Annotated in this window: 18 protein-coding genes; 8 read left to right on the forward strand and 10 right to left on the reverse strand. The window is 53.7% G+C overall.

Annotation, left to right across the window (positions count from 1 at the left end; genetic code table 11):
* Positions 1-94: 94 nt before the first annotated feature.
* From AACY98_RS03820 to AACY98_RS03830, 3 genes are read right to left on the reverse strand one after another with little or no spacing between them, the layout of a single operon-like run.
* Complete coding sequence (locus tag AACY98_RS03820) at positions 95-2,011, reverse strand: acyltransferase family protein (protein WP_339801812.1); 1,917 nt, start codon at positions 2,009-2,011, stop codon at positions 95-97.
* Positions 2,008-3,942 (reverse strand): acyltransferase family protein, encoded by a 1,935-nt coding sequence (locus AACY98_RS03825; protein WP_339801815.1) that lies wholly within the window; start codon positions 3,940-3,942, stop codon positions 2,008-2,010. The genes AACY98_RS03820 and AACY98_RS03825 overlap by 4 nt, the downstream gene beginning before the upstream one ends.
* Entirely contained in the window at positions 3,939-5,885 is a 1,947-nt protein-coding gene (locus AACY98_RS03830) for an acyltransferase family protein (protein ID WP_339801817.1), read from the reverse strand. Before AACY98_RS03830 ends, AACY98_RS03825 begins: the two co-directional genes overlap by 4 nt.
* A gap of 223 nt (positions 5,886-6,108) precedes the next feature.
* Here AACY98_RS03830 and AACY98_RS03835 point away from each other — a divergent pair, with 223 nt between their 5' ends.
* Positions 6,109-7,047, forward strand: coding sequence for a hypothetical protein (locus tag AACY98_RS03835; RefSeq protein ID WP_339801820.1), 939 nt, complete (start codon positions 6,109-6,111; stop codon positions 7,045-7,047).
* 113 nt (positions 7,048-7,160) lie between these two features.
* Here AACY98_RS03835 and AACY98_RS03840 read toward each other — a convergent pair whose 3' ends face one another.
* From AACY98_RS03840 to gpmA, 3 genes are all read right to left on the reverse strand, one after another.
* A complete protein-coding gene (locus tag AACY98_RS03840) occupies positions 7,161-7,937 on the reverse strand; it encodes a hypothetical protein (protein WP_339801822.1) in 777 nt (258 codons plus the stop codon).
* A gap of 168 nt (positions 7,938-8,105) precedes the next feature.
* Positions 8,106-9,701, reverse strand: a complete 1,596-nt coding sequence (locus tag AACY98_RS03845) for a S41 family peptidase (protein ID WP_126980884.1) — start codon at positions 9,699-9,701, stop codon at positions 8,106-8,108.
* A gap of 323 nt (positions 9,702-10,024) precedes the next feature.
* Positions 10,025-10,768, reverse strand: coding sequence for a 2,3-diphosphoglycerate-dependent phosphoglycerate mutase (gene gpmA, locus AACY98_RS03850; RefSeq protein ID WP_126980883.1), 744 nt, complete (start codon positions 10,766-10,768; stop codon positions 10,025-10,027).
* A 142-nt stretch (positions 10,769-10,910) separates the two neighbouring features.
* Between gpmA and AACY98_RS03855 the strand changes: the two genes are divergently transcribed.
* From AACY98_RS03855 to AACY98_RS03875, 5 genes are all read left to right on the forward strand, one after another.
* Positions 10,911-11,348 (forward strand): rhodanese-like domain-containing protein, encoded by a 438-nt coding sequence (locus tag AACY98_RS03855; protein ID WP_339801826.1) that lies wholly within the window; start codon positions 10,911-10,913, stop codon positions 11,346-11,348.
* Between the two features lie 94 nt (positions 11,349-11,442).
* Entirely contained in the window at positions 11,443-11,709 is a 267-nt protein-coding gene (gene grxC / locus AACY98_RS03860; protein WP_126980881.1) for a glutaredoxin 3, read from the forward strand.
* Between the two features lie 182 nt (positions 11,710-11,891).
* Positions 11,892-12,422, forward strand: coding sequence for a protein-export chaperone SecB (secB, locus tag AACY98_RS03865; RefSeq protein ID WP_126980880.1), 531 nt, complete (start codon positions 11,892-11,894; stop codon positions 12,420-12,422).
* Between the two features lie 33 nt (positions 12,423-12,455).
* Entirely contained in the window at positions 12,456-13,472 is a 1,017-nt protein-coding gene (locus AACY98_RS03870) for an NAD(P)H-dependent glycerol-3-phosphate dehydrogenase (RefSeq protein ID WP_339801830.1), read from the forward strand.
* A 243-nt stretch (positions 13,473-13,715) separates the two neighbouring features.
* Positions 13,716-14,228: a nitroreductase family protein gene (locus AACY98_RS03875; protein ID WP_339801833.1), complete on the forward strand. Its 513-nt coding sequence runs from the start codon at positions 13,716-13,718 to the stop codon at positions 14,226-14,228.
* Between the two features lie 60 nt (positions 14,229-14,288).
* On the opposite strand, the gene AACY98_RS03880 is transcribed toward AACY98_RS03875, so the two are convergent.
* Positions 14,289-15,950, reverse strand: a complete 1,662-nt coding sequence (locus tag AACY98_RS03880) for a GDYXXLXY domain-containing protein (protein WP_339801836.1) — start codon at positions 15,948-15,950, stop codon at positions 14,289-14,291.
* Positions 15,947-16,948 (reverse strand): DUF2157 domain-containing protein, encoded by a 1,002-nt coding sequence (locus tag AACY98_RS03885; protein WP_339801838.1) that lies wholly within the window; start codon positions 16,946-16,948, stop codon positions 15,947-15,949. The genes AACY98_RS03880 and AACY98_RS03885 overlap by 4 nt, the downstream gene beginning before the upstream one ends.
* A gap of 342 nt (positions 16,949-17,290) precedes the next feature.
* On the opposite strand from AACY98_RS03885, the gene AACY98_RS03890 reads away from it, so the two are divergent.
* Entirely contained in the window at positions 17,291-17,677 is a 387-nt protein-coding gene (locus AACY98_RS03890) for a hypothetical protein (protein ID WP_339801841.1), read from the forward strand.
* A gap of 264 nt (positions 17,678-17,941) precedes the next feature.
* Entirely contained in the window at positions 17,942-18,181 is a 240-nt protein-coding gene (locus AACY98_RS03895) for a hypothetical protein (protein WP_339801844.1), read from the forward strand.
* A gap of 231 nt (positions 18,182-18,412) precedes the next feature.
* On the opposite strand, the gene trmL is transcribed toward AACY98_RS03895, so the two are convergent.
* Positions 18,413-18,880 carry a tRNA (uridine(34)/cytosine(34)/5-carboxymethylaminomethyluridine(34)-2'-O)-methyltransferase TrmL gene (gene trmL, locus AACY98_RS03900; protein WP_339801846.1) on the reverse strand — a complete coding sequence of 156 codons (468 nt, stop codon included), beginning with the start codon at positions 18,878-18,880 and terminating at the stop codon, positions 18,413-18,415.
* A gap of 37 nt (positions 18,881-18,917) precedes the next feature.
* Complete coding sequence (locus AACY98_RS03905; RefSeq protein ID WP_339801849.1) at positions 18,918-19,496, reverse strand: ComF family protein; 579 nt, start codon at positions 19,494-19,496, stop codon at positions 18,918-18,920.
* Between the last annotated feature and the right edge of the window lie 191 nt (positions 19,497-19,687).

Raw genomic sequence — 19,687 nt, forward strand, 5'->3', positions numbered from 1 at the left:
AACCAATTATTTTAACGAGAATCCCGCAGAAAAGGGCCAGAATCAGTGCAACTATGCACCATGTTGTTGCATTTTTGAGGGTGAATGGCGGGTTTTAATGGTGGTTGTCCGCCTGGCGGTACTGTTCAAGAATATTTGTTATTTGCTGCATGACATAAGGCCCGACAATGTCTGAGCCATAAACAGAAAGGTGAAAGCCATCGTAGTACATCATGGCGCTGCGCTGTGTTGTGCATACACCTTCCGGGCAAACCGCATTGTCGATATCAATGTAATAAACGTTGTCGCGGGTTTGCGCATACTGGCTCAGTGCCTGATTGGTCTGGTAGGTCGGGAGGTCATTCACACGGTAGTCCCCGATCTGCTGTTCGCAGGCGCGGTACACATATTGCGGTCGCAGCAGACACTCCTGTGCCCCCATTCCCCAGCGCTTGTAGGGAACGTTGCCAACCAGAATCAGTGGAGAGTCGCCAATCAACTGCCGGATCTGGTCAAGCTGCTCATACAGTTCCTGGTGATACTGTGCCTGTGTTTCCTGGGGAATACCGTGGGAGAGCAGAAAATGCTCGCTGTATGGCACGCCCCATGACATCACCAGCACCAGCGGCAGATGCGCCTCCCGCGCCTGATGGAAGGCACGCAGAGAGACCGTTTTGCAGTGTTCGTTGCTGGATGTCGGAGAAATCACACAGGCTGGAGAGAACATGAGTTCCGCAGACTGGTGGCGGGCTTTCAGATCATTGTCGATGCCATGCGCCAGGCTGGCTGCAAAACTGTCGCCGGCAATCACCGCGACCTGAGGGCTATCTGCCTGGCCTTGAATCGGCTGTTTGAATATATTGAAACCGCCCCAGCGGGTGTATAACGGGGTGTTCAACTCGCCGGATGACAGGCGCCATGGCAGCCCGGAATCGATTCTGCTGGCATATTGAAACAAACCCAGGCACACGACAACCACGGCAAGTGTGGCCAGCGACCCGGCCAGTTTGCTGGACAGGCGTTTCCAGTTGATCCGGGTCTCAATACAACTGTACAGCAACGCACCCAGCACCAGCGAGGCGATAAACAGGCCGGCTTTTTCAGCGGTGTTGATCTCGCGGAAAATATACAAACGGTACAGTACCAGCAGCGGCCAGTGCACCAGGTAAACCGAATAAGAAATTTTGCCGATGTACACGACCCATGGCCATTTCAGTACATTGCTCGCGGTAAACCCCTGTGCGCCATAAATACAGGCGGCTGCACCCAGGCAGGGCAGCAAAGCGGCCAGCCCCGGAAACGGCGTGGCGGGTGTATACACGAACGCTGCATAAAGAATGGCCGCCATGCCTGCCAGTGTCAGCCCGGCTGAAACGGCGGGGTTGCTGCGTTTCGGGTATACAAACACCAGTAACGCCCCGATGCCCAGTTCAAATGCACGAAACGGCATCTGGTAGTAGGCGGTATTGGCGTTTTTGCCGATCATCCATTGCGAGGCAATGACCGAAGCCAGGGTGATCAGCGCCAGCGCGGCAACCAGCCATTTGCGGGGTGCCTGTACCGGCAGTTTGTAAATGCTCCACACCAGCAGCGGCCAGATCAGGTAAAACTGCCATTCAACGCCCAGTGACCAGGTGTGCAAAAAAGGCTGTGCCTGCGCCGATGCGTCAAAATACCCCTGAAACTTGCTGAAAAAAACGTTGGATGTGGCGGTGATGGCGTATTTTGCCGTGCGGGCAATCAGCTCCATGTAAGAAGGGCTCAGCAGTAAAAATGCGGCCGCAAATACCAGCACGGTAACGGCAATCAACGCAGGGTACAGGCGGATAAAGCGCCGCCCGTAAAAATTCCAGAATGAAAAGCGGCCTTCGCCGATACCACCAACCAGAATGGAAGTGATCAGAAAACCGGAGATGACAAAAAACACATCCACACCGATGAAGCCGCCTGACGCGCTCAACTGCATATGGCATAACAACACCAGCAATACAGCAACCGCTCTCAGTCCGTCTATCTCGGGCTTGTAAGTCATGGCTGCGCACCATGCTCCTGGGCTAAGGCGGCATTGACCTGGCGCATGATATCCTGCACCACCAGGCGCGCGCCGTATTGGGATGTGTGAAACCCGTCAAAATACAGCATCGAGTTACGTTCCGATGTACAGGTGCCCCCCGGACAGGCTACCGCTGCGGTATCAATGTAATAAACGCCGTCGTGTTGTTGCGCGTAGGCTTGCAGCGCGGTGTTGGTGTTGCTCACGGGCGATGCCTGTACCGGATAGGCCGGAATCTGCTGCTCACAAGCCAGCGGTAGATAAGCCGGGCGGGTCAGGCAGGCTTTTTCACCGGTGCCCCAGCGCCGGTAAGGCGGGCTGCCCACTAGGAACAGCGGGCGCTCGCCAATGCGTGTGCGCAAGTCGTCTAGGTTATGGGTAATGACGCTGTTATAACGCTCCTGCAGGGCCATATCCGGCGGCGTGCCTTCAGCGTCGGCCTGTACCAGCGGGCCACCCCACGACTGGATCAGAATCAGCGGCAGACCGGGGTTTTGCGCCACGTCCTGCAAAGTCAGGGCGGACAAATGCTGGCAGGCGGGTGGAATGTTGATGATTTCCAGCTCGGTCGCTGCCGTGATCAGGCAACCAGGCTCGTAAAAACGGTTCACGTTTTGGCCCAGCGGTTTGAGGTATTCATCAAACCCGGTCGACATGTTGGCCGCAAAGCTGTCTCCGCCAATGATTGCGACACGTTGCCCGTCAGGCTGCCCTAACACAGCAACCGCTGGAAAGCGGGCAATGCCCCACTCGTAATAATCAGGGTTTTGCAGCGTGTTGTTGTCGGCCATGCGCCATGGCAGGCCGTCGCCGGGTTTGCCGGCGTAATAGAACAGGGCGAGCATGACAACCGACAGGCCGATCATGCTCAGGCAGCCTGCCAGTTTGTTGGACAGGCGCTTCCAGTTGATGCGCTTTTCCACCAGCAGATAAACCACGGAACCCAGCGCAACAGAGGCCAGCAGCAGTGTGACTTTTTCCGTGGTGTTGATGTGACGGTATACATAGTACTGGTACAGCACCAGCAACGGCCAGTGCACCAGGTAAATGGAATAGGATGCCTTGCCGATAAAGACCACCGGCGACCATTTGAGCACATTGCCCGCGGTAAATGCCTTGCCGCCGTACATGCAGGCAACCGCACCCAGGCAAGGCAGCAGTGCGGCAACACCGGGAAATGGCGTTTTAGGCGTATAGATGAGGGCCGAGGCAATGATTGCCAGCATGCCGGCGATGACCAGCAGGATGCCGGTTGCCGGTTTGACGGCTCGCTCATAGCCGAATACCAGCAGACCGCCCAGCCCCAGTTCAAAAGCGCGGTACGGCATGAGGTAGTAGGCCGCTTTGGCATCATGCCCGATCATCCATTGCGAAGCAGCAACCGAAGCAATGGTGATCAGCGCAATCAGGCATACCAGTGCTGGGCGTACGGATTTGGCCGAGAGCTTGAAAACGCCCCACATCAGCAGCGGCCAGATCAGGTAAAACTGCCATTCAACGCCCAGTGACCAGGTGTGCAGAAAAATCTGTTGCTGGGCCGCCTGGTCAAAATAATTCAGGTTGTTATTAAAAAAGATGTTGGAGGCTGAAACAATGGCGTAGCGTCCGGCTCGATTCAGGTGTTTGAAGGTTTCCGCATCCATCAGCAGAAAGCCGGCGATGAAGGTCAGCAGAACAACGGTCAGAAGTGCAGGGTACAGGCGCACAAAACGGCGGCCGTAAAAATTCCAGAATGAAAATTTGTTCTGATCCAGTCCATTATAAACAATGGATGTAATCAGAAAGCCGGAGATGACAAAAAACACGTCCACCCCGACAAACCCCCCGGCCATGCCCAGCCGCATATGGCATAGCAGAACAAGGAAAACAGCAATAGCCCGCAGGCCATCAATTTCGGGTTTGTACGTCATGGTGTTTCACCGGGGTGAATGATGCGCTCGACTGCCCCAAGCACCGTTGGGGTCAGCAGCCGTGAGCCGTATTTGGACAAATGCGAGCCATCGTCGTAAATCATGGCATTGTGTTGTGCCGTGCAAATCCCTTGCGGGCAGGCCTGCAGCGACGGGTCTACATAGTAGACGTTCGGGTGCTGCTGGGCAAACTCCTGCAGCAAGGTGTTGATATGGTGTGCAATGGCTTCTTCAATGGGATACTGGAGCAGGATCTGCTGCGTGCAGACCTGGTTGGGAACATAAGGCGGGCGGGCCAGACATTCTTTTTCGCTGGTATCTATTTTGAAGTAAGGCACTGTAGCCACCAGAATCAGTGGGCGTCCGTTCATCTGGCTCAGGGTATAGGTCAGGTTTTGCCGGATGAAATCATCGTATACCGCCTGCCGGTCAAAATGAAGTTGGCCGCTTTCGTCCAGCCGGGTGAATTCATGGATTTTGTAATTATCCCAGGACTGAACCAGCACCAGCGGCACATTGTATTGTGCCGATTTTTCAATGGCTTTCTGGTAAACGTCAATGCAGTCGGCCTTATCGGCTGCCGACAGGTCCGAGCGGTAATACAGGCCCGATACCATACAGCCCGGGCTGGTGACCAGGTCAACCGCCTGCATCCGTGGGCTCAGGTATTCATCAAACCCCGTGGCATAGCTGTGGGCAAAGCTGTCACCCGCCACCACGGCGATGAACGGGCCGGCCTCGTTGCCCAGTGTGCTTCGGTCATGGTAGCCGGCACGCGCCGGCTCAAAATAATCGTTGTTGTTCAGTTCGGTGGCATTCAGGCGCCAGGGCAGGCCACCCCCCCCTTTGCTGATGTAATAGAACACCGGTGCAACCACCAGCACCACAGCGGCCATGGCCAGGCAGCCAACCAGCTTGTTGGGCAGGCGTTTCCAGTTAATGCGTTTTTCCACCAGCAGGTAGATCACAATGCCCAGCACCAGGGAAACCAGCAGCAGCACCAGTTTTTCTACGGTGTTGATGTCTCTGAACACATAGTATTTGTACAGCACCAGCAAGGGCCAGTGCACCAGGTAGATCGAGTACGACGCCTTGCCGATGAAAACCACGCTGTTCCACTTGAGCACATTGCTCTGAACAAAGGTTTTGCCGCCCAGCATGCAGGCCGCAGCGCCCAGGCAGGGCAGCAGCGCGTAATAACCGGGGAAGGGTGTGCTGGGGGTGTAAAAAACAGAGGCAAACAGAATGGCTGCCAGCCCTGCAATGACCAGCGCTACACCGGCGGCAGGTTTGATATGCAGATGGTAAATGAACACCAGCAGGCCGCCCAGCCCCAGTTCAAAAGCGCGGTACGGCATCAGGTAATAGGCGGCGCTGTCCCGGCCATGCGTCAGTGCCCATTGCGAAGCCACCACCGAAGCAACGGTAATGACCAGCAGCAAAGCAACCAGCAGCGCTTTGGTGCATTTCAGCGGCAGCTTGAAGACCAGCCACACCAGCAGCGGCCAGATCAGATAAAACTGCCACTCAACCCCCAGCGACCAGGTGTGCAGGAAAGGTTGTTTCTGTGCCGCAATGGCAAAGTAGCCTTGGTGTTTGTAGTAAAAGAAATTGGACGCTGACGTGATGGCGTATTTGCCGGTTCGGGCCAGGTTTTCCAGCGTGGCGGGATCGGTCAGCAGAAAGCCGGCGATGAAGGTCAGGATGACAACAACAATCAGTGCCGGATACAGGCGCACGAAGCGTCTGCCATAAAAGTTCCAGAATGAAAACTTGCCCTGGCTGAGGCTGTCCACCACAATGGTGGTGATCAGAAAACCGGAGATGACAAAAAACACATCGACCCCGATAAAGCCGCCTGCCATGCCCAATTGCATGTGGCAAAGCAGTACCAGCAAAACGGCCACTGCCCGCAGGCCATCGATTTCCGGTTTATACGTCATGAAACGGGTTACAGAATGAGTGGGTGTAAAAAACTTTATATTTTAGCGTGATTCATGGCACACGCGCCAATATATGCGGCAATGAACGCGTGTTTGTGCACGGTAAAATGTCTTTGGGTGCCGGGGTATGCCGTACGGTAACGCCTTATTGTAAACAGATCGTAAAATGGCATGTTTGATGATGTGGACACAAAGAGAGTTAAGGTAAGCGATGGAAGCGCATATGACAGGTCAGCCCGAACGCTTGCGGCAGGTACTGGCACGCACATTGACGGAGGCGGGATTCTGGAGTTTTCCGCACATGGACTTTTGTGTGCGCACCCGCCAGAATATCCGTGATGTCATTGGCTGGCGGCACCATGAAGATGGCGGCCCTCACTACGCGCTGTATTTTGGAATCTGGGTGCCGGAGCTGGAGCACACGTTGCCACAGCACAAGGTGGACGAAGCGACCGATATCCACAATACCGAGCTGATGCACGACCTCTCCCCGGCGTTGTCCGACCAGTTGACTTACTGGTGGCGGGAAGATTGCAGCACCGTTCAGCAGGAGGTCTGGCTGGAGCAGCAGTTGCGCAGTGTGGCTCTGCCTTATTTTGATACCTTTGCCTCGGTGGGTGATGTGGCAGAAATGGTCTTTTATGACCCGCGCTACCACAACACGGCGCTGGAGCACCGCCTGCTCAGCAACCCGCATGCCGCGCTGTTCAATTATGATATCGGGCAGGTTTGCGAGCAGGTGGATACAGCACTCAAGCCACTGCAAAAGCTGGCGCCGGCATTTCATTATTCCTCAGGTTATTTCTGGCGCCGGCGCGGTGAGGTGTTTGATGTGATTGTGCCCCGCTATCTGGCCGACTGGCGTTTTGTGCAGGTCAGGACAATGGTGTGGCACCCGGCGCTGGACGGGGTGGAGCATGTGCCGGATGCATTGCCGGAAGGCTTTTCACAGGTGGCATGGCGCAGTTTTTCAGACAAAGGCACCGAGTCGTCGCAGGCTTTGCCGGCATTTCTGGGCAGCAGCCGTTATGAGCATTTGTCGCTGGAGTCGCTGCTGGAAGGGCTGCGTTCCTACGGGCTGGCCTGGCTGGAGGGCATCAACACCCGGCAGGATGTGCTGGCAGCGGTCAGGCCGGAATTTAAAAAGTTCTATCCCGGCTGATTGGCGGCCTATACGGCCTATACACGGGTGCAGTTGTTAGTTATCAGGTTGCTCAAACAGCGGCTGAAAACTCAGCCGCTGTTTGGGGTTAAGTGCACCGCAAGGGCGGGCTGTTAATGGCGGTAGTTGGGCGGGGGTGCGTAGGAACCACCGGAGCTGTCACCTGGAAATGCCTGTGGCGTTTGTTGAGTGCCGCGTACGGGCGAAGACGTGGTGGGCCGCGGGTTGTTCAGCTCAAACACAGCGGTGCCGATGACGCCAACATTGCGAATTGAACCTGCATCGGTATTGGCCGCATAAGCGTCCCCAGGGGCCGAAAAGCGGAATGCTGCAACTTCATTCTGGTTTTTGCGGAAACCTTCAATCAGCAGCGTGCTGTTGGGGTACAGCACATAACCCCGGTTCGACAGCGAGCCGGCAGAACCTTTGAGAACATCCAGCCCATCCACTGTAGCGACGATTTCGTAGGTGTTTTGCGAATAGTTCTGATAGAACAACTGGTAACGCTCGCCTTCACGCCCCTTCAGGTACAGGCGTTGTCCGTCTTGCGTGAGTTCCCACTTGCGGTTGTTTTCGTTCAGGATGGACATGCCAACGCGGCCATTGGCAATCATTGCTTCCTGAATGGCGTTGCCGGAATAGCGGGCGGCGGAGTAATTGATTTGAACCACATCCACCGGCTGGCTGGAGGTGCGGCGCAGGTCAACGGTGGTGACATTGGAGGATATGCCTTCACCCCACTGGGTTCCCAGCCGCTCTGACGAACGGGCCTGCTGAGGTGCCGCTGGTAGCGGGGCGTCTGCCATCACGGCTGTCTGCTGCTGTTGTGCACAACCGGCGATAAAAGCCAATGTTGCCACGGTAAAGCCTAACTGGGTATAAAAGCGCATGTAAATATTCCTTTACTCAATGAGGTTGCCTGATGCTGACGAGTGTAGCATCGTTCAGTTTTTATACGTGCGAAAACACCCTGCGGGGTTAAATGGCCGTGAAATCAGTGCGCATAAAAAAGCCCCCGCTGTGTGAGCGGGGGCCTTGCAGACAGGAAATCGTCTGAATTACTGTGCCGGAGCCGGTTCCGGTGTGACCGGTTCGAGCGGCAGCACTCTTTCAGTGATGCCTGGCGCAGCTTCCGGTTTTTCGGCATCCGAAGAAGATGCGGCTGGCTTATCTGTCTCGCTGTCAGCCTTGCTTTCATCGGCCTGAGCGATGATCACCGGTTTGCCCTGCAAGAAGTTCAGTGCCTGGCGCAAACGGAAATCTTCGTCACTGCCGTATTCGGGCGGGCGTGGCAACGCTGTTTTGTCGTCGCTGCCGTTTTGCAGCCGGTTGATGGCCGCATCACGGTTGGCACGGCGCTCGGCGGCAGCTTTGGCATCTTCTTCGTTGACCGTCAGATGGCGCAGCAGGTCGGCTTCGCGTGTATAAAGCGCTGCCAGCGGGCTGCTGCCGTCTTCGTTTTCAGCCAGCAGGATATCGGGCACAATGCCTTTGGCCTGGATGGACGAGCCCGAAGGGGTGTAGTAAAGCGCAGTCGTGAGCTTGATGCCGGTATTTTCACTCAATGGGCGAATGGTCTGTACCGACCCTTTGCCGAAAGTCTGGGCGCCCATGACGGTGGCGCGCTTGTTATCCTGCAGCGCACCGGCCACAATTTCAGAAGCGGAAGCCGAGCCTTCGTTCACCAGAATCACCAGCGGAACGGTTTTAATGCCTTCCGGCAGGGCCCGCAGCGGGTCTCTTTGTGCCATCAGTTGCAGTGTCTGGTTTCTGCTTCTGCCTGCCATTTCAAGCGGGCTCAGGCGCACATAGTACTGCGGGTCTGATTTGAAGGTGTATTTGGATTCTTCCAACTGCCCGTTGGTGGATACCACCACCGTGTTTTCCGGCAGGAAGGCTGAAGAGATGGCTACAGCGGCATCCAGCAGGCCGCCCGGATCGTTGCGCAGATCGAGCACCAGCCCCTTGAGGTTGGGGTCCTGTTGATACAGCTCGTTGATTTTGGTGACAAATGCCGCAACGGTATTATCCTGGAACTGGGATACGCGGATCCAGCCGTAACCAGGCTCAATGATGCGTGCCTTGACCGACTGGGTCTGAATTTCCGCGCGGATGATCGGCACGGTGAAAGTACGGTTTTCTGATTTGCGGAAAATCGTCAGCACCACTTTGGTATTGGGTTCGCCACGCATGCGCTGTACCGCCTGCTGCAATGTCAGGCCGCGCACTTCGGTGTCGTCAATGCGGGTAATCAGGTCACCGGACTGAATGCCGGCCCGGTAAGCGGGGGAGCCTTCAATCGGGGAAACAATTTTCACCAGCCCGTCTTCCTGGGTAATTTCAATACCGACCCCGACAAATTTGCCCGAGGTGCTTTCACGGAATTCTTTGAAGTCTTCCGGGCCCAGGTATTGCGAGTGCGGGTCCAGCCCGGCAACCATGCCGGAAATGGCATCCTGCATCAGTTTGTGCTCATCGGTCGGCTCAACGTAAGAGGTTTTGATGATGCCAAAGACGGCGGCAAATTCCTGAATCTGCTCCAGTGGCAAAGGAGAGATGGTGCCTCGGGCAATAGCCTGAAGCTGAATGGTTGCCAATGCCCCGGTCAGAGCGCCAATGGTGATCCACCCGGCGATTTTAAATTTAGGATTCATATTCAATTTTCCACAGAACATACGGGTATCAGGCCAGTCTGACTGGTTGCCAATACCTGAAATAAAGCTGCCGCACGAGCGTCATGCAGCTTGGGATTATATGCCTGATTCTCTTCAGAGATATACCTATCTTATTGAAAAATTACTCATTTTTTACATTTACGTCATCTGTGGCGGTGCCTCAATGCAGGCCGATGCCAAGGTTTTGTAACCCCGTATCGTATAGAAAATTGATTCCACAGATGGCAGTAGGGCATCAACTTACCACAAAAAAGGTAGAAAAATCAAGCATAAAGGCAAAATCATGCCTTTATGCCGATGTGTTATACCTTGCCTTGCTTGGCCACGGCGGCTGCCGCAGCGGCAGCGGCTTTTTCATCGCCCAGGTAATAGTGCCGGATGGGCTTGAGGTTCTGGTCCAGCTCATACACCAGTGGAATACCATTGGGAATGTTCAGGCCGACGATGTCTTTTTCAGAAATATCATCCAGATATTTGATCAGCGCGCGGATGCTGTTGCCATGGGCGGCAATCAGCACACGTTTTCCGGCCTGAATGCTGGGCGCAATTTCCTCCTGCCAGTAAGGCAGCACGCGGGCCACGGTATCTTTTAAGCACTCTGTCAGCGGGATCTGCTGAGCATCCAGTGCCGCATAGCGGACGTCATGGCGCTGCCCGCGCGGGTCATCTGCGGTCAGTGGCGGGGGCGGGCAGTCGTAGCTGCGGCGCCAGATCAGCACCTGCTCATCGCCGTATTGTTTGGCCATATCTCCCTTATTAAGCCCTTGCAGCGCACCGTAATGGCGCTCGTTGAGTCGCCATGAATTGCGCACCGGCAGCCAGGTGCGTTCCATCTGGTCCAGCGTATGCCACAGTGTCCAGATGGCACGTTTGAGCACAGAGGTGTATGCCAGATCAAAATCGTAACCGGCCTCCTTGAGCAGCCGCCCGGCCTGCTGAGCCTGTTGTACGCCTGTGTCCGTCAGGCCGACGTCTGTCCATCCGGTAAAACGGTTTTCCAGATTCCAGGTCGATTCCCCATGGCGAAGTAAGACCAATTTGTACATGATGAGACATGCTCCGTGAAAAGGTAAAGAATCAATTTTATAATGATGTTTGAATAGGCGATAAAAAAAGGGTGTCATCTGGTGTTTGACCGATGGCACATTGTTTTGTTAACGCGGTTTTTTACGGTACCAAGGAGATTTTGTGGGCTTTATTCTTCAGAACTGGTTATTGATCCTGGTGGCAGTGATTGCAGGGATTGGTTTGTTTCTTCCCAGCGCACGCAGAAGCGGCGGGGGCGGTCTTTCACCGGCGCAGGCAGTCAGGATCATCAACCATGAAAAAGGGGTTGTGGTCGATGTTCGTCCACAAGACCAGTTCGAGGCTGGACATATTGTGAACGCCCGCAGTCTTCCGCTGGAATCGCTGGCCTCAGAAGGCGTCAGCGGCCTGCCGACCAATAAAACGCTGCCGCTGATTGTGGTGTGCGCGACCGGCCAGAGTGCCAAAAAAGCGCTGCCTGCACTTAAAAAAGCGGGTTATGAAAGCGTGCAATTGCTGACCGGCGGGCTCAGGGAATGGGCCAAAGCCGAGTTTCCGCTCGAAACCGGCCCGGCCAAACCGAATAAAGCCAAAAAGTAACCATTTTGTGGGTTAAGTACAGGGCGGTATCTGGAAAAATACGATACTGCCCCTATATAAAAGCAATGTCATTCAAATAACGGAGCAACCAGTCATGCAAGCAGTCAAAATGTATACCACCGCAGTGTGCCCCTATTGCCAGCGGGCCAAAATGCTGCTCAAGCAGCGCGGCGTTGAGCACATTGAAGAAGTGCGTGTGGATACCGACCCTGCGCAGCGTGATGAAATGATGAAGTTAACCGGCCAGCGCACCGTGCCGCAGATTTTCATCGGCACGACCCATGTTGGCGGGTGTGATGACCTGATGGCGCTGGACGGCCGCGGCGGACTCGTGCCTTTGCTCGAAGGGCAGCCGCAATAACCGGCAGCAGTAGTTCAGATGTACAGATTGTGAGGGTGGCAGGTAAGCGCGCGCGCCTTTGAGGTTTTGTCGACAACACTAGGCGCAGATGCCTACTTGGGTGATAATGCCCTTTGTGTTCTTTTCAGTGCTTTTCATTGCGAAAAGCGTTATTCTTTTATTTTGATAAGCAAGATTTTATTATGGCAACAACAAACGGTAACACCAATCCTAACACCGGAGCACAGGCACCGCAGGCCGCAAACGATCAGCCGGTGTTCAATATTCAGCGCCTTTACATGAAGGAAATGTCGCTGGAGCAGCCCAACTCTCCTAAAATTCTGCTCGAACAGGTGCAGCCGACTGTTGATATCCAGTTGCAGTTGGGTAACGAAAAAATTGCTGATAACAGCTACGAAGTTACCGTAACCGCTACCGTGCACACCAAGGTGAATGACCGTACGTTGTTCCTGGCCGAAGTGAAAGAGGCCGGTATTTTTGAACTGCGCAATATTCCGGCAGACCAGGTTGGCCCGGTGCTGGGGATTGCCTGCCCGCAGATCATTTATCCGTATTTGCGCGCCAATGTGGCTGATGTGATTAGCCGTGGCGGCTTCCCGCCGGTGCATTTGGTCGAAATCAACTTCCAGGCCATGTATGAAGCCCAGTTGCAGCAACAGCAACAACAGCAGCAAAAAGGCGATACCGGTACCACCACCATTGCAAGTGCATAAGCCTTTGGTGAAAGAATCCATAAAGGCGAAACAATGAAAATTGCCATGCTCGGTGCAGGGGCCTGGGGAACAGCCATGGCGCAAAGCGCTGCGGCCAGGCATCAGGTCGTCCTTTGGTCAAAAGACCCCGAGCATGCGCATGCGGTACAGCAGGAACGCGAAAACAAGCGTTTCCTGCCTGGTATCGAACTGAATAAACGCCTTGAAATTACCTCCGATCTCGATGCAGCATTGGCCAATGCTGACCTGATTGTGCTTGCCACACCGATGGCTGCATTGCGTGAAATGCTGCTTACGCTGACAGCCAGACAGGTGCACTGTCCGGTTATCTGTCTGAGCAAAGGCATTGAAGAGCCGCAGCCAGGGGCCACTGTGGGCCTGCTGGGGCATCAGGTGGCACAGCAGGTGGCGCCTGACTTTGTTCGCCAGAACGGTTTTGGTGTGCTTTCCGGCCCAAGCTTTGCCAAAGAGGTGGCCCTGGGCTTGCCTACCGCCGTGGTGGTTGCCAGCGAACAGGAACGCGTATGCGAGCAGGCTTTGGCGGCTTTTCACAGTGAGCGCCTGCGTGTTTACCGCAGCGATGACCCGGTTGGCGTTGAAGTCGGCGGGGCCGTGAAGAACGTGCTGGCCATTGCCACCGGCCTGGTGGATGGCTTGAAGCTGGGCATGAATGCCCGTGCCGGGCTGATTACCCGGGGCCTGGCGGAAATGGCGCGTTTTGGTGTGGCGCTGGGCGCGCAGGCACAGACATTCATGGGCTTGAGCGGGCTGGGCGACCTGGTTTTAACCGCAACCGGCGATCTGTCGCGCAATCGCCGTGTCGGCCTGCAACTGGCCGAAGGCAAAACATTGGAACATATTCTACAAACCCTTGGGCATGTGGCCGAAGGCGTGTACAGCGCACGCTCCATTGTGATGGCAGCGCGCCATCTGGGTGTGGAAATGCCTATTTCCGAAGGGGTGCTGGCGCTGCTGGACGGCAAGATGACCCCTGACGCAGCCTTGCAGGCGCTGATGCAGCGTGAAGCCAAGGCGGAGTGGGACCTTTAACCTCCGGTTGACATTTTCTGTACCTGGCTATTCCGGGAACAGCCACGGTATTTCAGACATACACTATTTTGAATGTGGTATAAAAGGGAAGGCTTGGCCTGAAGGTCTTGGTATTCCACAATTCCAACGAGAGGGTTCCCTATGATATCTACATCTTTTATTCGCCGGTCAGTCCATTTTTCTGCATCTGCGTTGTGTGCAGTCGTTTTATCTTGGTCGGGTGCGGTTTTGGCACAGGGGGTGATGAATTTGCCGGCACCGGAAAAAACCGGCGGTAAACCCCTGATGGAAGCGTTGGCAGAACGCCATGCTGCACGCGATTTCAGTGACAAAGTGATTTCAGAGCAAACGTTAAGCGACCTGTTGTGGGCAACCTGGGGCATTAACCGCCCGGACGGCCACCGTACAGCGCCGACAGCACGCAATAAGCAGGAAGTGGAGGTGTATGTGGTCATGGCCAGTGGTGTGTGGCGTTATGACGCAAAGGATAATACGCTGGTTAAAGAGCTGGATGAAGACTACCGCGCCCAGTTTGACAATGCGCCGCTGTCTTTTGTTTATGCCGCGCCTGATGGCCGGTATGACCCGCTGCATGTGGGTGCCCTGTTCCAAAATGCCGGGCTTTACAGTGCCTCGGTGGGTTTAAACAATGTGGTGCGCGGCGATAACTATATTCCCGTTTTGCAAGGCAAACTGGCTTTGCCTGAAGGCTATAAGATTTACATCACACAGTCTTTTGGCTGGCCGCCACAATAAGTGTGCTCTGATCTTCAAAGGTGGAAGTTTTAAATGCACTGCTTACGCAGTGCATTTTGTTTACTGAATGGGTTGCAGATCAGACGTTGCCATATTGACCAGTGCGGATTGCCCATCTGGCGTTACCGTGAATATGCCATAGCGGGCAGCTTCCCACCGCTTGCCATCACCCTCCTGGAAAAACCAGGCATCAGCCGGCAGCGTCCAGCGGCCGCTGCGGTAAACCAGCTCAATACGGGGTTCTCCTTCATGTGCTTCACGGTGCAGGCGGGCAACATGGTCAGGCCCTATATCCAGATAGGCGTACCGTCTGGCCTGCTCAGGGGCGTTGGCAAGGGCAGAGCCAATCTCAAAATTCACCACCATATAGTCTCCCTGCATCAGGGAGCGGGGGTCTACCGGCGCCAGCGGGATCAGTACCTGAAAATCGGCCGAGCGGATCTGCTCCTGCTTCCAGATGCTGCTGTTGACACCCCCAAAAGCAACGACAGCGGCCAGTGCCAGCAGGGCCAGACTGACTACAGGTTTGGTGGCAAAAGGCATTGTTTTTGACTGAGCTGCAGGTGAGGGTGTTTGTGCCGCCGGCTGCTTCAATGGCCTGCCGGCAAATGCCAGCACCAGCAGGACAAGCCCTGTGATGGCCAGCCACGCAGCTTTATGGGCCAAGGTCATGTGCAGGTTGTAATACAGCGCTCCAATGATCCACAGCGCGGCAATCCCTGCGAGAATGGCAATGCGGTAACGCTGCGTTGCCAGTGCCATGGTTCCCAGTGCCAGGCTGATGGCCAGCAGGGGGCTGATGCACGAAAAGACAGTAACCACCAACAGCAAAGCAATGACACGCCCGTGTTGCAGAACTTTCCAATGCATGCCCGACCACCACCACGCAATGGGCAATGTTGCCAGCGATATCCAGGTCAGCGGGTAACGCATGTATTCAACCAACAGGCTGCCAAAGGCTGTTTTGCCTGAGGTTGCTCCGAAACTGGTAGGCAGAAAACCCCCGACAAACATGGCCTGCCCGGCGCTGATGGCGACTGCGATCAGGGTGGCAGCTACCCAGCCGCAGAGTATGGGCTCCAGATGCAAAGCCAGTTTCCAGCGGCCTTGCCGGACAATGGATTGCTGTGCTGCGATAAAGACCATGGCGACCAGTGGCAGGGTCAGCACAGCAACGTACGATTGTGGGAAGCCGATAGCGCTGGGAAATACCTGAAAATAAAGATACAGCCACATGGCAGTGGCAAAGCCGCCAATGGCACGCCCCCAGTTGATGGGCAAGGCAAACGTGCAGATGCCGCACAGTATGCTGATAAGCAGCGGAACCTGTTTTTCCCTGATAGGGCTGTCAACCAGAAAGCCTACGGTGATCAGTCCGATACCGACAACCAGCAAAATAAACAGCAGATACTCTGCAAAAAGACGCCGTTGCGATTTGCTGTGCAATGTAACCAGCGCGCTTACCGTGCCCAAAAAACCGCAGATAAAGAAAAAGACTGAACTGTCGATGAGATCTAGCTCGTAGGCGATCAGGCCGAAACAGGCGATAAATAACAACGATGAAATGAATGCGCCAATGAACGTCAGCACCATGGTGGACCAGGGTGTGTGTTCCTCAAGCGAATATGAAGGGCCAATGATGCCTTGCTCTATAGCCTGTTGCAGGCCGGTTACCCAGCGGGAAGGTGCGGGCGATGTTTTGGGGGCCGTGGTATTCATCATGCGTTACTCCCTGAGACAGAGGGGGTTTTTTGCACAGTATCTGGTGATAAAGCCTGCCGTATCTTTTTCAACAAGATGACGCCGTAAGTCAGCAAGGCAACAGACATGATGCCAAGCAGCAGTGTGATGAAAATCCATCCGATAACTTCGAGATCCATTTCTATAAAGAGACGGATAGCGGATGCCACAAGCAGTACATCAATGCAAAGCATGCACAGGGCGTATATGCTAATATCCAGGTACCGTGCTGTATATAGCGCACCTGCGATGGCTGCCAGAACCAGCAACCCAAACAAAGCCATCCATTGCGTATGGTCGAACAGATGCGCCAATGCGGTGTAGCCTATGAAAATAACCCCCAGGCAGGCAACCCAGCGGAACGCCAGATGCGATGCGCCGCCCAGCCATGCCTTGAGTATGCCGCGCGGGTACATGGCGGCGGCCAGAACCAGGATGACACCCCATGACCCCCATGTGACAGAGGGCGGCATTGACCATCTTCCGCTTTGAGACAGCCACAGGCTGTTGGCAATCAGCACAATGAAAGTCCATGGTATCCATACTGCCTGATGCCGGGCTGCCAGTGCAATTGGCAGTGCCATGGCGGCCCAGATGGCAAACAGCCGCCAGCTGTCAGCACTGGTGCTGTACACCTGTGCATACAGAGCCAGCAGGCCGCCCAAGGCCAATAGTGCGAGCAGCAGAGCCGCCGGGCGCAGGCGGGTTGAAAAGCACCCGGCCAGCAGACTGATACCCAGTGTTGTTTGCACAATGGCAAAGCGCTGGAAGTTGGAAAAATCCTGCCAGTTGGCCGCAATCCAGAAAATCAGCGCCAGGCCCAGACACAAGGCGGCCAGAATCAGCAGCCCTTTGCGCAGCCAGTGGTCGCTGGTGTTCAGCTCTGGCTGGGGAGATGCCAGCGCCTGAAGCTGCTGAAAGCGCTGTGGGTCCAGCGATTGCTGCTGGGCAATGCGCAGCAGTTCTGTGGTGTGCTCCATAAACAGTCCGCCAGGTTATGGGTGATGGATAAAGCTTTGCCAGCAGTTTAGCTTGAAACAAGTTGTAGCGATACAGCGGTTTTCAAAGTGTATTTTGGTGATACGCGGGGTTGATCAAAACGATACTTTATTGGGCACCTGATTGTTGCAGCCATGTATGAAAAGCCGTAATTTCATTTTAAATCTGGGTATATGCAAGGCACACGTTCTAAAATTATTAACGGGATATTCCTGTTCATCTGAAGTGAGCACCTGAAAGCGCCAGCTTGTGAATATAAGATCTGGTTGGATAGAGGTATCTCTATATAATAATGGTTAAGCTATTAATGGGTAAATTATGAGATGAAAATAAGTAAAGGTTATATGTCTGTTTTTTGGAGCTCATTAGGTGAGGGTAGAGAGCTTTCGAAAGAAATAAAAGGAGTAAGTTTAAATAATAATTTTAGCATCGAAAAAATGGTAAATAACTATTTAAAAATTGAACATAAGTTATTGTCCGACTCTATGCAGTTAAAAGTGAAAGAAAGTTTTCGATATGGAATTAATTATTGGTCTGATCAGGAGTTATTGAATCTATACAACGAAGTGCTGCCTCAAATAATATTGCCAACAAATGTTTCTATAAGGGGATTTTATTTGAATGTATGGAATTTAATGTTTGATAATGAAAATATTGAATTGCTTTCTTTTGAGTATATAGAAATACCTGAGTTGGATATTTATAGTTAATTTATAAATAGATATTGCTTTAAAATTAATAAATCAACTCAGCGGCTAAGAGTTTGGGCATAGCGAAAGGTTGGAAACGGTGTTCATTGATAGCAAGAGTGCTGCGTTGGTACGCGTTACATTACATCTGTACCGACATGATCAGGGCACTGCTGGAACTAACCTTGACGGGGCTACCACAGACACAATAAAACTTTTTATAGATTCGAAATTGTGGGTTAGAACCGTTTTCCCTCTATAATATGTATTGATGTAGGAATCCATATGAAAGAAAACACATTAGATGCATTAATAGATTCTATTTCCAATAGCAATAAAATAAAAAATTTTATCATTGGTAATTGCTTTTCAGAAGAGAAAAAAGAAATCAGATTAAATTTGGTTTATTTAACATACAATTTTACTGATTTTGAAATATTGATTCGATACTATGTAGCAGATGAAAGTTACCCAGATTTTGAAATAAGTTTTGATGATTTTATAACTATTTTAAAGAATAATTAAAATTGCATTTAGAGAATTATGGGTAGGCTATAATTTTGTGATAAAATTTATTAAAATAGTGTGAGATTATCGGAGATATCTATAAGCAAATAGATATATGGTTTTCTGATATGCAAAGTGTCATAACACCAGTTGCATTGTGATGCTCTATTTTTACAGGTGCATCATGCTGATACAGCAAGGGGCAGGAGGTGATACCCGATCAGAAAGGCGATGAAAAAAGCTGCCGTTTCAAACGCCGCCGATATAGCCGTTTTGGCGCCAGGCCTCGTAGACGACAACGGCCACTGTATTGGAAAGGTTCAAGCTGCGCTGGGTTGGCAGCATGGGCAGGCGTACTCGCTGGTTGGCAGGGAAAGCGTTAAACACATCGGCAGGCAGCCCCTTGGTTTCGCAGCCGAATACCAGCCAGTCGTCCATTTGCCAGTGGTTGTCGGCAAACGGGCTGCTGCCTTTGGTGGTGAGTGCAAACATGCGTTGCTGTACGGGCTGTGCACGTTGCAGAAAGTCCTGCCAGTTGGCATAGCGCTGCACATCGGCGTATTCGTGATAGTCCAGTCCGGCACGGCGCATGTAGCGGTCTTCCATGGAAAATCCCAGCGGTTCGATCAGGTGCAGGTCGCAGCCGGTATTGGCGGCCAGGCGGATGATGTTACCTGTGTTGGGTGGAATTTCCGGGTGGACAAGGACGATGTGCATACAGCAGCAGAGTGCGTGATGAAAACAGTTGTGCATTTTAGCGCTGATTGCGCTGCTCCGGGGTGCGTGCAAAAACCCAGGCGCTGACTTGGCTTGCACCAGCCGCTTTGAGTGCCCGGGCCGCGGCGTCCAGGGTGGCGCCAGTGGTCATGACATCATCGACCAGGGCAATGTGTTTTTTTGCCAGGTGGCCCTGCCATCGGGGAGAAGCCGTGAAAGCATGGCGCAGTGCCTTGAAACGTTCTTTTCGCTTCCGGTGTGTCTGGCTGTCATGTTCGTGTGTGCGTATCAGTACATTGGCGGCGCATGGCAATTGCAGCAGTTTGGCCAGAGGGCGGGCAATCTCCCAGGCCTGGTTATAGCCGCGCTCGCGCATCCGGCTGGGCGCTGTTGCAATGGGAACGATGAGGTCTGGCCGGTTGTCGTTGAGGTGTTGTGCAATGGTCATCTGCATTAACTGTGCAATGACTCTGGCGTATTCTGTTCCCTGATGAAACTTGAAGCGTTGCACCAGTTGCCGCCAGGGGTCTGTGTAAGGCACAGCGGCGATGGTGGCATCAAAAGCGAAGGGGTGGGTAAGGCACTGCCCGCAGATCTGTTGCGCTGTGGCCGGCATGGGAATGGCACAGCGGATACAGCACGATGTGCGCCGAAGGAACAATGCATAGCAGTTTGCACATAGGCCATGTGAGGGCCAGTGCCGGCAGGCGGCACAACGGCTGGGCAACCATGAAAACAGGCCATGGGCAGGGTAGCGGGCAGGAAAGGCCGCAGAAAATGGTTGAGGCTGGGAATGAGGCAAAATCG

This window comes from Saezia sanguinis (assembly GCF_963921665.1).
Taxonomy (GTDB): domain Bacteria; phylum Pseudomonadota; class Gammaproteobacteria; order Burkholderiales; family Burkholderiaceae_C; genus Saezia; species Saezia sanguinis.